Source organism: Actinomycetospora corticicola (genome assembly GCF_013409505.1).
Taxonomy (GTDB): domain Bacteria; phylum Actinomycetota; class Actinomycetes; order Mycobacteriales; family Pseudonocardiaceae; genus Actinomycetospora; species Actinomycetospora corticicola.
Genome location: NZ_JACCBN010000001.1, coordinates 2,689,794 through 2,702,993 on the forward strand (window position 1 = coordinate 2,689,794; position 13,200 = coordinate 2,702,993).

The following is a 13,200-nucleotide window of genomic DNA, read 5'->3' on the forward strand; positions in this document are numbered from 1 at the left end:
GACCCGCCGTCAGGACGACGGGGCCAGCTGCGCGGCGAGGCCCTCGAGGCACCACTCCCACCCGGTCCGCATGCCCTCCACCGCCGCCTGCCCGGAGAGCCCGTCGACGGTCAGCTCGAGCCGCGTCCCGTCGTCGACCGGCACGAGCAGGACCGTGCACCGGGAGGACTCGTTCATGTCCTCCCCCTCGGTGCGCACGTCCATCACGAGCCGCTCCACCGGCTCGAAGACGACGTAGGTCGCCGTCTCGCGGTAGGCGTCACCGGCCGGGCGGGGGCCGAAGCGGATCCGGTAGCCGCCGTCGGTCCGCGCGTCCACCTCGCAGCTCGACACGAGCCACTCCGGGTCGGGGCAGACCCAGCGCTCCAGCAGGTCCGCGCGGGCGAACGCGGCCCAGACGCGGTCGGGTGCCGCGGCGTAGGTGCGGTCGAGATCGAACGAGAGCAGCGGCGTGGGGGTCATGTCTCCTCCAGGAGGGTGCCGAGGGCGTCGAGCCGGGTCGACCAGAGCGCCCGTTGGTGCGCGGTCCACGTGGCCACCTCGACCAGCGCGTCGTCGCGCAGCCGGCACTCGCGCACCCGACCCCGCTTGACGGTGGCGATCAACCCCGCCTCCTCGAGCACGCGGACGTGCTTGAGGACGGCCGGCAACGACATCGCCGTCGGGGCCACGAGGTCCCCGACCGCGACCGGGCCGCGGGCGAGCTGCTCGACGAAGGCGATGCGGGTGGGATCGCCCAGCGCCGCGAACTGTTGGTGAACCACACGGTTAACTGTCGTGCTCGGAGAGGCTTCCGTCAACCCCTGCCCGGGGACCCGGCCACCCAGGCGGGCAGCACGAACTCCCCGTCCGCGTACGTGGCGGGGCTGACCACCCGCTGCCGCCCGCCCTGGATCTGGTGGACGAGGTGCGCCTGCGCCAGCGACGGGTCGCCCGCGCCGCCCGTCCACGTCTGCGCGGTCTGGCCGGGGGCGTCGAAGCAGTAGGCGCCGTTCACACCGCGGTGGACCGAGCGGCGGAGGTGACCCGCGACGGCGGCGAAGTCACGGAAGTCGGTCGTCGCCCAGGCTCCGGCGACGAGGTGCACCCGGTCATAGGCGATGCCCGCGTGGGACCGGCCGGGGACGGCACCGAACCGTCGGGCGTACCGGGCCGCGAACGCCCGACCGAGGCGGTCCGGGTAGGTCCCGGTGGTGGTGGCCCACAGGATGCCGTCGGCGAGCGCCCCGAGCCGCACCCGGAGCTCCGGGACGGACGGCGCGTAGATCCCGTAGAGCAGCCCTGCGCCACCCGCGCCCCGGAACCCCTCCACGAACGCGACGTGGTCGTCGACGAGGTAACTGCCCATCATCACCGCCGCGGGGTCGTCCGCCGCAGCGCGTGCCCCGGCCGCATGCCAGCCGCCCGCCGTGGGGGCATCCACGGCCAGCTCCCAGCCGCGGTCGGCGGCGTGCTGCGCGGCCTGCTGCAGGCCCAGGTCGACCAGCTCCCAGGCGGGCTGGCGCACCGCGAGCAGGCGGCGGGAGTCCGGCCGCCAGGCGCCGCGGTCACGCAGGCCGCTGAGGTAGTCGACGAAGTGTGGCCCGTAGTGCACGTCGCTCGGGCAGACCTGGAAGACGCGCGCGTACCGGCCGGGATCGTCCGCGGCTCGTCGCTCCATCACGCCGGAGGTCGCGGCGTGCAGGTAGGGCACGCCGACCCCCGCCGCCAGCTCGTGCGCGAGGTCCTGGCAGGCGAGGTAGCCCGACGTCAGGACGTCGACATCCGCGGCGAGCAGCACCTCGAAGCCCCGGTCGATCGTGGCCGCGTCCTGCGGGTCCACGTCCGCCGCCCGCAGCTCGAGCGGGCGACCGGCCACTCCGCCGACCGCGTTGATCTCCTCGATCGCGAGCCGCGCCCCCTGCTCCATCTCCCGGGCGTCGGCGGTGGCCGCGCCGGTGAGCGGGAGCAGCGCTCCCACCCGCAGCGGTCGACGACGTGGCGCCCGCACGGGCGGTCGTCCCGACGGCGGGCGCTCCGCGGCCGCCAGCGCCCGCCCCAGCCGGAGTTGCTCGAAGCCCCCGGCACCGCCCGGCGGCGGGACCACCACCAGACCCTCGTCGAGCGCACGGGCCGCCGCGGCGCCGCGCGAGGCGACGCCGAGTTTGCTCAGGACCCGGTCGACGTGCGTCCCGACCGTCCGCGCCCCGATCGCGAGCCGCTCCGCGATCCGCGCGTTGGTCAACCCGGCGACGAGCAGGGTCGTGACCTCGAGCTCGCGGCGGCTGAGGCCGTACGGGAGTGCCTCGAGCGGTTCGACGGCGACCGTCGCCGACGTCTCGTCCGCCCGCACGTGCACCCGGGTCGGCACCTCGTCGAGCCGGAGCACGCGGAGTTCGCCCACCCCGGCGAGCAACACGCCGGCCGCGAGCCGACGGAGCACCGGGGGGACGTCGTCGGCCACGCCGTCCTCGACCACCGCGACCGCGGCTCGGACGTCGACCCGCAGCGTCGCACGGCCGGGTACTCCCGACGACGTGGTCAGGTCCATGGCCGTCCGTCTCCCGCCGCGCCGACCCCCGACGACCGCTCTCCCCGGCGGACTGTAACCCCGCACCACCGGGAGCAGTGGCGACGTGACGAGATGGCCCCACGGCCGAAACACGGGGTCCGTCGTTCTACGGATTCGCGACGACGGGCGCGGACCTAGCGTCCTGCCACCGGATTCCCGACATCGTGGAGGCAGGCGTGCGCCTCGGCATCTTCGCTCCGACCCTCAGTGGCGGCTGGGTGATCTCGACCGCGGCCCCGTGGTGGAAGCCCGACTGGTTCCTCATGCAGGAGACCGCCCTCAAGGCGGAGAACTACGGCTTCGACTTCCTGCTCGCCCCGAACAAGTACAAGGGCATGGACGGAGAGATCCACTTCTGGAACTACGCGCTGGACTCCTTCACGACGATGGCCGCCCTCGCGGCCGTCACGCGGAAGGTCATGCTGATCCCGTCGATCTCACTGCTCTCGGTGCCGCCCGTCTACGCGGCCAAGCAGTGCAAGACGATCTCCGACATCGCCGGGCCCGGCCGCTTCGGCGTCAACATCATCACCGGCTGGGAGAAGCCGGAGTGGGAGTCGATGGGTCTGTGGCCCGGTGACGAGTACTTCGGCTACCGCTACGACTACGCCGCGGAGTACATGACGGTGATGCGGGAGCTCTGGGAGACCGGGCAGACCGACTTCGACGGCCAGTTCTTCCACATGAAGGACGCGCGGCTCGAGCCGTGGTTCGACAACGGGGTGATGCCCAAGGTGATCTGCGCGGGCCAGTCCGACCGGGGCATGGCGTTCACCGCCGAGCACGCCGACTACCAGTTCATGGGCGGCAAGCTCGACATCGGCGAGCTGACCGAGCAGATGGGACGCGTCCGCGCCGCCTCGGACCGGGCCGGCCGCCCGATGGAGGCGTTCCCGCTCTACCAGTGCGTGGTGCGCGACAGCCTCGCCGAGTGCGACGACGTGATCGGGCAGTGGCGGGAGAACCAGGAGCTCGAGGTCGTGAAGACGATGACCGGGCACGCGTCCATGGACTCCGAGGCCGACCAGAACTCCCTGCACGCGACCCTGCTCGGCAACGACAACTTCATGCTCTGGGAGATCATCAAGGGCGACCCGAAGAGCGTGGCCGAGCAGCTGCGCGCCATCGACGACGTCGAGGGCGTCAGCGGCGTGATGTTCACCTTCCAGGACTACCTGACCGACATCGACCGCTTCGGCACGCAGGTCATGCCGCTGCTCGCCGACTGAGTTCGAGCCGACCGCATCCCGAGGAGGGTCGATGCCCGCGCTGCCGAGCACCGCGTTCGCGGTCGAGGGCCTCGACGACGAGGTCGAGGTGCTCGTCGACCGGTGGGGCGTGCCGCACGTCTACGCCGGCTCGCGGCACGACGCCTTCCTCGCCCAGGGCTTCCAGGCGGCGCGGGACCGGCTCTTCCAGATCGACCTGTGGCGACGGCGGGGCCTCGGTCGCCTCGCCGAGGCGCTCGGCCCCCGCTACCTCGCGCAGGACCGGGCGCGTCGGTTGCTCCTCTACCGCGGCGACATGGACGCCGAGTGGGCCGCGTACCCGGCGGGGGCCCGCGACGTCGTCACGGCCTTCGTCGACGGCGTGAACGCCTACGTCCGGTGGACGCTGGAGGCGGCGGACGAGCGCCTGCCCCCGGAGTTCGCGGCCCTCGGCCACCTCCCGGCCGTGTGGCACCCCGACGACGTCGTCCGCATCCGCACGCACGGGCTGTTCTACAACGCCGAGCAGGAGCTGGCCCGGGCGCTGACGGTGCGCGATCTCGGGCCCGCCGCCGAGGAGCTGCGGGCGGTCCGGGAGCCCGCCGGGCCGCTCGTCGTGCCCGACCCCGCCGTCCTGGAGGGCCTGGGCGAGGAGGTCCTCGACGTCTACCGGCTGGCGTTCTCGCCGGTCGATCTCGCGGGGGCGGCCGCCCCCGGATCCGGGAGCAACAACTGGGTGGCCTCCGCGAGCCGGTCCGGGACGGGGCGGCCCGTGCTGGCGAACGACCCGCACCGCGCGATCACGGTCCCCTCGCTGCGCTACCTCGCCCACCTCGAAGCCCCCGGCCTCAGTGTCATCGGCGCCGGGGAGCCGAACCTCCCGGGCATCTCGATCGGCCACAACGGCCGGGTCGCGTTCGGCCTGACGATCTGGCCGATCGACCACGAGGACCTGTACGTCCTCGAGCTGCACCCCACCGACGACGGGCGCTACGCCCACGACGGCGGGTGGGAGGACCTCGTCGTCGTCGACGAGCGGACCGCGGTCGCCGGAGGGGACGACGCCGGGCTGCGGCTCACGTTCTCCCGCCACGGCCCGGTCGTGCACGTCGACACCGGGGCGCGGGTCGCCGTCGCGCTCCGCGCCACCTGGCTGGAGCCCGGGATGGCGCCCTATCTCGGGAGTCTCGGCTACCAGGACGCCGCCGACACCGAGGACTTCCGGGCGGCGCTCGGCCGCTGGGGAGCACCCGGCGTCAACCAGGTGTTCGCCGACGTCGGCGGCGCGATCGGGATGCAGACCTGCGGCCGCGTCCCCCGCCGGGCCGGATGGGACGGCGCCCTGCCCGTCCCCGGGGACGGCCGGTTCACCGAGGACGGCGTGGTGCCGTTCGAGGAGCTCCCCGGCGAGCGGGACCCGTCGTCGGGATGGTGCACCACGTCGAACCAGTGGAACGTGCCCGCGGACGCGGGCTTCGTCGCGACCACCGACTGGTACTCCCGTGCCCGGCACGAACGACTGTCGGCCTGGCTGGGCAGCGACGCGACCGTCGATGTCGACACGAGCCTGCGGATGCAGTCCGACGCGACGAACCTCCACGCCCGGACGATCCTCGACCGGCTCGCGTCCGTCGTGGTCGCGGAGGACGTCGGCGCGCTGTGGGCCGAACTGCAGGCGTGGGACGGCGTCGAGGACGCCGGGTCCCGGGCGGCGCTCGTCGTCCAGGTGTGGCTGCGACGGCACTGGCGGCCCTGGCTGGTCGAGCGGTGTCTCGACCGGCTCGGGGCGCCGGCCGACCCGGTCGCGCGTGCCCGTCTCGTCCGCGAGGACGCGCTGTTCTCCGACCTCCGGCCGGACCTGCGGATGCTCGACGTCGTCAGCGACGCCGAGACCCTGGCCGTGGGGCTCGGCGCGACGCTCCGCGCGGCCGTCGCGGAGATCGCGGAACGGCTCGGTCCGGACCGGGCGGGCTGGACGTGGGGTTCCCTGCACCGCACCGAGCTCCGACACGCCGCACCCGGCGGCCGCTCGCTCCCGCCGCGGGCCCGGCCGGGCAGTGGCGACACGGTCGGGCTGTCCGGCCACGACGGGACGTTCAACGCGGTGATGGGTTCCAGCTTCCGGATGGTGCTCGACGTCGGCGCGTGGGACGCCGGCCGGGTGATCAACTCGCCCGGCCAGTCCGGTGACCCCCGCTCCGAGCACTACGACGACCTGCTCGACCTCTGGGCCGACGACGGGTCCTTCCCGCTGCTCTACACCCGCGCCGCGGTCGAGGCGGCGGCGACGGGACGCGTCGTCCTGCGCCCCGCCGACCAACCGTGAGCGACCTTCACACCTCGAGTCCCGCCGGGGAACCGGCGAGCGCCTGCTTGAGCCCCCGGCTCGGAGCGTCGGCCAGGACCTCCTCCGCACCCGCCTCGACGCCGTCCACGATCTGAGCCGCGACCGACGACGCGGTGATCTTCGGGACGTCGAGGTGGGCGACCATGTCGGTGTCCATGAAGCCGAGGTGGACACCGACCACGTGCGTGCCCTGCTCGCGCAGCTCCACCCGCACGCCGTTGGTGAACGACCACGCCGCGGCCTTGGTCGCCGCGTAGGAGCCGGCCCACGGGGCGGCCGCCCACGACAGCGCCGAGAGCACGGTCACCACCGTGCCCCCGCCACGTCGGGCGAGCACCGGGGCGAAGGCCCGCACCATCGCGACCGGCCCCCAGTAGTTGGTCTCCATCTCGGCGCGGGCGTGCTCCGGGTCGCCGGTCAGCAGCGACCCCGCGCCGCTGAGCCCGGCGTTGTTGATCAGCAGGTCGACGTCGCCGGCTCGGGCTGCGGCGTCCCGGATCGTCGCGAGATCGGTGACGTCCAGCCGCAGCGGCACGACCCGGGGATCGGCGTGGACCACCGACCGCGGGTCGCGCGCCGCGGCGTACACCGTCCCCGCCCCGCGGGCGAGCAGTTCCTCGACCAGCGCGGCGCCCAGCCCGCGGTTGGCTCCGGTGACCAGCGCGTTCGCTCCCGAGAGGTTCATCGTCCGAGCCGCTCGACGATCGTGGCGTTCGCGGTGCCGCCGGCCTCGCACATCGTCTGGAGGCCGTAGCGCCCACCGGTCTGCTCGAGCACGCCGAGCAGCGTCGTCGCGATCCGCGCCCCGCTGGCACCGAGCGGATGACCGATCGAGATCGCCCCGCCGTTGACGTTGACCCGCGTCGGGTCGGCCCCGGTCTCGGCCAGCCAGGCCAGGACCACCGAGGCGAACGCCTCGTTGACCTCGAACGCGTCGATGTCGCCGAGGGAGAGCCCGGACCGGGCGAGGACCTTCGCGGTGGCCGGGATGATGCCGGTGAGCATGTAGACGGGGTCGTCGCCGGTCACCGTGGCCGTGTGGACCCGGGCGCGGGGCGTCCAGCCGTGGGCCGCCGCGATCTCGGAGGTCGTCACCAGCAGCGCGGCGGCACCGTCGTTGTAGGGGCTCGCGTTGCCGGCGGTGACCGTCCAGTCGATGTCCCCGAAGCGCTCGGCCCAGCGCGGGTCCGCGAACGGCGTGCGCAGGCCGGCGAGCGCCTCGGCGGTGGTGCCCGGCCGGATCGTCTCGTCGGTCTCCAGCTGGCCGACGGAGCCGTCGGGGCGGGTGGTCTTGAGCGGGGCGACCTCACGGGCGAAGCGCCCGTCGGCCCACGCGGCGGCGGCCCGCTGGTGACTGGTCAGGGCGAACTCGTCGAGCCGGGTCCGCGAGAAACCCCAGCGCCGCGCGATCAGCTCGGCGCTCACGCCCTGCGGGATCAGCCCCGGCACGTACCGCCCCGCGACCGACGGGCCCGCCACGTCCTGGGCGATGCCGTCGACCCGCGTCTGACTGCCGATCGGGATGCGCGACATCGACTCGACACCCGATGCGATCGCGATGTCGTAGGCGCCCGCCACCACGCCCTGGGCCGCGAACGACAGCGCCTGCTGGCTCGACCCGCACTGCCGGTCCACCGTGGTACCCGGCACCGACTCCGGGAAGCCCGCCGCCAGGGCGGCGAAGCGGGTCGTGTTGCCGCTCTGCTCGCCGACCTGACCGACCGCACCCCCGATGACGTCGTCGATCTCGGCGGGGTCGAGCTCCACGCGGTCGACCAGCGTCCGCAGCACGTGCGCGTGCAGCTCGACGGGATGCACCCCGGCGTAGGCCCCGTCGGCCTTGCCCTTCGCCACCGGCGTCCGGACCGCCTCGACGATCACCGCGTCTCTCATGGTCTCTCCTCCACGTTGCGGACCGATCGGTCCCGGACCGATCGGTCCGCCATGGTGCGCTCGTCCCGCGAGGAGGTCAACGTCGGCCGGAGTGCTCCGACACACACTCGTCCGCTGCCTCCGGGGTGCCCGTCCGGACAGACGCCAGCGAGGTTCACCTACGTCGCATCAGCGACACCGCCCCGAGGAGAGCGACCCGACGTCACGGTCGCCGCGCGAGGAACCCCTCCGCGAGCCACCGGGCCTGGACCGCCGCGAGGTCCGGTCCGGTCGGCTGCGTGGCGTGGCTGATGACCAGCCGGACGAGCGCGTCGGCCAGCCGCGGGAGGTCCGGGTCCGGGCCGTGCACGGCGGCGAGCTCCGCCCCGAGGACGCCGACGCCGCGCTCGAGCACCACCTCGGGACGCGCGGTGACCACCGGGAGCAGGCTCTCCCCGCCGTCGGCGGTCAGGATCGCCTTGAGCAGGTCGTTCGACGAGCCGAAGTCCAGCGCGGCCCCGACACCCGCGATCGCCCCCGTGACGAGGTCACCCGGGTGCGCCCGCAGCTCGCGGCACACGACGTCGAGGAACGCGTCGGTCTCGCGCGCGACCAGGGCGTCGCCCAGCGCCCGCTTGGTGCCGATCGCGTTGTAGAGGTGCTGGCGGCTGATCCCGGCCCGCCCCGCCACCGCTCCCATCGTCAGCGCCGACCAGCCCTGCGCCGTGGTGAGCTCCCGGGCCGCGTCGAGCAGCCGGGCGAGCAGCTCGGCCCGCGTGTCCTCGCGGAACGAGCCACCCGTCGTCATGAACCCGACCTTACAGAACCGGTCGAGGCGACAACGCCGTTGACAACGGGCAGGCAGATGTCAACGATCGGACGGCATGACGACGACCGCGGAACCGGCCGACGAGGACCGGGTGCTCAGCGAGGAGGAGTCGCGCGCGATCCGGCGCGGCGTGCCCCACCCGCGGGTGCCGATGCCCGTGGTCGCCCTGCCGACGCTCGCGCTGTTCCTCGGGTCCCTGGCGGCCTGGATCGGCGCGACGTGGTGGGTGCTCGCCGGCGAGGACCCGTGGCGCTACGCCGTGACGATCCCGGTCCACGCGGTCGTCACCTTCACGATGTTCACGGTGCTCCACGAGACGATCCACCTCGCGGGCGGGCGGTCGCGCCGGGTCAACGAGCTCCTCGGGCGCCTCGCCATGCCGTTCGTCGTGGCCTGGGCGGCGTTCCCGCTCGTGCGCTACCTGCACATCGAGCACCACCGGAACACCAACGAGGACGTGGCGACCGACCCCGACGCGTGGTCCTCCGCCGGACCCGCGTGGCTCTGGCCGCTGCGGTGGCTGACCCTCGACCTCTGGTACCTGCGCTTCTACGCGCCGCGCATCCCGGGCCGCCCGCGCGCGGAGCTCGCGGAGCAGGCCGCCGTGTTCGCCGTCGTGATCGGCGGCTTCGTCACGCTCGCGCTCACCGGGCACGGCTGGGAGCTGCTGATGATCTACCTGATCCCCCAGCGGATCGGCGTCGGCATCCTCGTCTGGTGGTTCGACTGGCTGCCCCACCACGACCTCGAGGCCACCGCGCGGTCCGACCGCTTCCACGCCACCCGCATCCGCGTCGGGTGGGAGCGCGTGATGAACCCGCTGATGCTCTACCAGAACTACCACCTGGTGCATCACATCCACCCGACGATCCCGTTCTACCGGTACGTGCAGGTCTGGCGGCGGTCCGAGTCCGACTGGCTCGAGCGCGACGTCCCGATCGTCACCGCCTGGGGCACCGAGCTCGACGCCTCCGAGTACCGCGCGTGGCGGAACATCATCGCCACCTACGACCGCGACGCCGACCTCCCGCGTCTCCCCCACCGCCTGCGCGTCGAGGAGGTCCGTCGCCTCACCCCGGACGCGGTGTCGATCACCTTCGCGGTGCCCGACGAGCTCCGCGAGGCCTTCCGGTTCGCCCCCGGGCAGAACGTCACGGTGGCCGCGGAGATCGACGGGGAGACGGTCCGCCGGAACTACTCGATCTGCACCGCGGCCGGGTCGGGAGTCCTGCGCGTCGCCGTGCGCCGCATCGAGGGCGGGGCCTTCTCCACCTGGGCCAACACCGAGCTGCGCGCCGGGGACGAGCTCGAGGTGACCCCGCCGGCCGGAGCCTTCACCGTCGCGACCGACCGACGGAACGCCCGCCACGTGGCCGCGGTCGCCGCCGGCAGCGGCATCACGCCCGTCATCTCCATCCTCACCAGCACGCTCGACGCCGAGCCGCGCTCGCGCGCCACGCTGCTCTACGCCAACCGCGACGCCGAGCACACGATGTTCGCCGACGAGCTCGCCATGCTCGTCCGCCGCTACGAGGGTCGGCTCTCCGTGGTCCACCACCACTCACGTGCCACGGCGGAGGATTCCCGACGACGGGTCGTGCCCGGCCGGCTCGACGCCGCGCAGCTCTCCGAGCACCTGGCGGACCCGGCCCTGCGCGCGGCGGACTGGTTCCTGTGCGGGCCCGCCGCGATGCTCGACGACCTGGAGCCGGTCCTGCGCGGGCACGGCGTCGACGAGGTGCGCCGCGAGCTCTTCGTGGCTCCCGACGACGAGCCGGGCGACCTCGGCGACATCGTCCCCGCGACCGTCGCGGTGACCCGCGGCGGGGAGACGACCGAGGTCGCGAGCACCGGCACCGCGTCGCTGCTGGAGAGCACCCTCGCCGCCGGCGTCGACGTGCCCTACCTGTGCACCGGCGGCATCTGCGGCACCTGCGTGGCCACCGTGACCCGCGGCGAGGTCCACATGCAGCAGAACTACGCCCTCTCCCCCACCGAGATCGAGGCCGGGCGTGTGCTGACCTGTCAGGCGCGCCCGACGACCCCGGAGGTCGCGGTCGACTACGACCGCTGACCTCCGGGGCCCGGCGTCAGGCGCTCGCCTTGGCCTTGCGCCGCCACTGGGTGAGGGCGCGCTCGGTGTAGCCGTTGGGCTCGGTCCCGCCGGTGAAGACCAGTTCGAGGGCGGCCTGGAACGACTCGCTGCCCTCCAGGTCCGGCGCCATCGGCGGGTAGTCGTCCTGGCCCTCGTTCTGCTCGTCGACCAGGGCCGCCATGCGGGCGAACGTGTCGCGGACGGTCTGCTCGTCGACGACGCCGTGCTCGAGCCAGTTCGCGATGAGCTGGCTGGAGATCCGCAGCGTGGCGCGGTCCTCCATGAGGCCGACGCCGTCGAGGTCCGGCACCGTCGAGCAGCCGATGCCCATGCCGACCCAGCGGACGACGTAACCGAGGATCGACTGGGCGTTGGTCTCCAGCTCGTGGCGCACGTCGGACTCGGAGAGCGTGCCCGGGTCGGAGAGCGGGAGCTCGAGCAGGTTGCGGCGGTCGGCCACGGGCCGCCGCGCGATCTCGTCCTGGACGGCGTGCACGTCGACGCGCAGGTAGTGCAACGCGTGCAGCGTCGCCGCGGTCGGCGAGGGCACCCAGGCCGTGTTCGCGCCCGCCTTCGGGTGGCCGATCTTCTGCTCGAGCATCTCGGCCATGGCGGCGGGCTTGGCCCACATGCCCTTGCCGACCTGCGCGTGGTGCTCGAAGCCCGCCGCCAGGGCGACGTCGACGTTGCGGTCCTCGTAGGTCTGCAGCCACGTCGTCGACTTCATGTCGCCCTTGCGCAGCACCGGCCCGGCGGCGAAGCAGGTGTGGATCTCGTCGCCGGTGCGGTCGAGGAACCCGGTGTTGACGAAGATGACGCGGTGCGCGGCCGCGCCGATGCAGGCCGACAGGTTCGCCGTCGTCCGCTTCTCCTCGTCCATGATGCCGATCTTGAGCGTGTTCGCCTCGAGCCCGAGGGCCTCCTCGACCGCCGCGAACAGCTCGACGGTGAGCGCGACCTCGTCGGGACCGTGCTGCTTGGGCTTGACGAGGTAGAGACTCCCGGCGCGGGAATTGGTGTGCGGGCCGAGGCCGCGCAGGTCGTACAGGCCGGCGACGGCGCACACGAGCGCGTCGAGGACGCCCTCGTTGGTCTCGGCGCCGTCCGCGGTGAGCACCGCGTTCGTCGTCATGTGGTGCCCGCACGTCCGCACGAGCATGAGCGAGCGACCCGGCAGCGTGAGCGCCGATCCGTCGGCGGCGGTGTACTCGCGGTCGGGGTGGACCCGCCGGGTGACGGTCTCCCCGCCCTTCGAGAACTCCGCGACCAGGTCGCCGGTCATCAGCCCGAGCCAGGTGCGGTAGGCCAGGGCCTTGTCTTCGCCGTCGACGGTCGCGACCGAGTCCTCGAGGTCGACGATCGTGGTCACCGCCGACTCCAGCACGACGTCGCTGACGTCGGCGTGGTGCTGGCGGCCGACCTGGGTGGACGGGTCGATCACGAGGTCGACGTGCAGGCCGTTGCGGACGAGCAGGACGCTGCCCTTCCCCTCGCCGTCGGGGGCGTTGAAGCCCGCGTACGACGACGGGTCCGCGAGGCCGACGCTGCCGTCGGCGGTGTCCGCGGCGAGCCCGTCGGTCGACGGACGGTAGGCGGTCACGTCGGCGTGGCTGCCGCGCTCGAGCGGGAACAGCTCGTCGAGCAGGGCGTCGGCGGCCTCGATGACCTGGGCGCCGCGCTTCTCGTCGTAGCCCTTCGCGAGCTCGTGGTCCTGCGGGAGCGCGTCGGTGCCGTAGAACGCGTCGAACAGCGAGCCCCAGCGCGCGTTCGCGGCGTTGAGCGCGAACCGCGCGTTCGTCGAGGGCACCACCAGCTGCGGCCCCGGGATCTCGGCGATCTCCGGGTCGACCCGGTCGACCTCGATCGTGGGCACGCTCGACGGCTCCGGCGCGAGGTAGCCCAGGTCGGTCAGCAGCTGCTCGTAATCGTCCCGCGAGCCCGCGCCGTGCTCCTTGTGCCAGGCGTCGATCTTGTCCTGCAGGTCGTCACGCTCGGCCAGCGCCGTCGCGATGCGGGGCGTGAACCGCTCCTGCAGGTCGGCCAGGGTCGACCAGAACTGCTCGGGGGTGATCTCCACCTGGGCGAGCAGCTCGTCCTCGACGAACGCTCGCAGGTGCTCGTCGACCTGCAGCCCGGACCGTTCGGACATCTCGGACACTGACGGACCGCCCTTCTCGCCTGCTGAACTCATCACCGGTCCTGTTCCCCGCTGGCGGCCCTCGCTACTCGGCCACGTCCGTCCACCCGGTCCGACCGGACGGGGGCGCATCGTCGGCGGCACCGGACCCATCCCGCGCT

General features: G+C 73.4%; 10 protein-coding genes. 3 read left to right on the forward strand and 7 right to left on the reverse strand.

Going from position 1 to position 13,200, the window contains the following annotated elements; genetic code table 11:
- Positions 1–9 precede the first annotated feature (9 nt).
- Genes BJ983_RS12925 through BJ983_RS12935 form a run of 3 tightly spaced genes read right to left on the reverse strand, consistent with a single transcriptional unit; the run spans position 10 to position 2,530 of the window.
- A complete protein-coding gene (locus BJ983_RS12925) occupies positions 10–462 on the reverse strand; it encodes an SRPBCC family protein (protein WP_179794152.1) in 453 nt (150 codons plus the stop codon).
- Entirely contained in the window at positions 459–764 is a 306-nt protein-coding gene (locus BJ983_RS12930; RefSeq protein WP_343054103.1) for an ArsR/SmtB family transcription factor, read from the reverse strand. The genes BJ983_RS12925 and BJ983_RS12930 overlap by 4 nt, the downstream gene beginning before the upstream one ends.
- Positions 765–796: 32 nt before the next feature.
- A complete protein-coding gene (locus BJ983_RS12935) occupies positions 797–2,530 on the reverse strand; it encodes an ABC transporter substrate-binding protein (protein WP_179794154.1) in 1,734 nt (577 codons plus the stop codon).
- A 197-nt stretch (positions 2,531–2,727) separates the two neighbouring features.
- On the opposite strand from BJ983_RS12935, the gene BJ983_RS12940 reads away from it, so the two are divergent.
- Positions 2,728–3,780: an LLM class flavin-dependent oxidoreductase gene (locus BJ983_RS12940; protein WP_179794155.1), complete on the forward strand. Its 1,053-nt coding sequence runs from the start codon at positions 2,728–2,730 to the stop codon at positions 3,778–3,780.
- Positions 3,781–3,811: 31 nt separating this feature from the next.
- Entirely contained in the window at positions 3,812–6,085 is a 2,274-nt protein-coding gene (locus BJ983_RS12945) for a penicillin acylase family protein (RefSeq protein WP_179794156.1), read from the forward strand.
- A gap of 7 nt (positions 6,086–6,092) precedes the next feature.
- On the opposite strand, the gene BJ983_RS12950 is transcribed toward BJ983_RS12945, so the two are convergent.
- From BJ983_RS12950 to BJ983_RS12960, 3 genes are all read right to left on the reverse strand, one after another.
- Positions 6,093–6,791: an SDR family oxidoreductase gene (locus BJ983_RS12950; RefSeq protein ID WP_179794157.1), complete on the reverse strand. Its 699-nt coding sequence runs from the start codon at positions 6,789–6,791 to the stop codon at positions 6,093–6,095.
- Positions 6,788–7,999, reverse strand: a complete 1,212-nt coding sequence (locus tag BJ983_RS12955; protein ID WP_179794158.1) for a thiolase family protein — start codon at positions 7,997–7,999, stop codon at positions 6,788–6,790. Before BJ983_RS12955 ends, BJ983_RS12950 begins: the two co-directional genes overlap by 4 nt.
- A 202-nt stretch (positions 8,000–8,201) precedes the next feature.
- The gene (locus BJ983_RS12960) at positions 8,202–8,786 is read right to left on the reverse strand and encodes a TetR/AcrR family transcriptional regulator (protein WP_179794159.1); all 585 of its coding nucleotides are present in this window, start codon (positions 8,784–8,786) and stop codon (positions 8,202–8,204) included.
- A gap of 76 nt (positions 8,787–8,862) precedes the next feature.
- Here BJ983_RS12960 and BJ983_RS12965 point away from each other — a divergent pair, with 76 nt between their 5' ends.
- Positions 8,863–10,881, forward strand: a complete 2,019-nt coding sequence (locus BJ983_RS12965; RefSeq protein WP_179794160.1) for a fatty acid desaturase — start codon at positions 8,863–8,865, stop codon at positions 10,879–10,881.
- Positions 10,882–10,897: 16 nt separating this feature from the next.
- Here the strand turns inward: BJ983_RS12965 and BJ983_RS12970 are convergent, their stop codons facing one another.
- Positions 10,898–13,051: a malate synthase G gene (locus BJ983_RS12970; RefSeq protein ID WP_179794161.1), complete on the reverse strand. Its 2,154-nt coding sequence runs from the start codon at positions 13,049–13,051 to the stop codon at positions 10,898–10,900.
- Positions 13,052–13,200 lie beyond the last annotated feature (149 nt).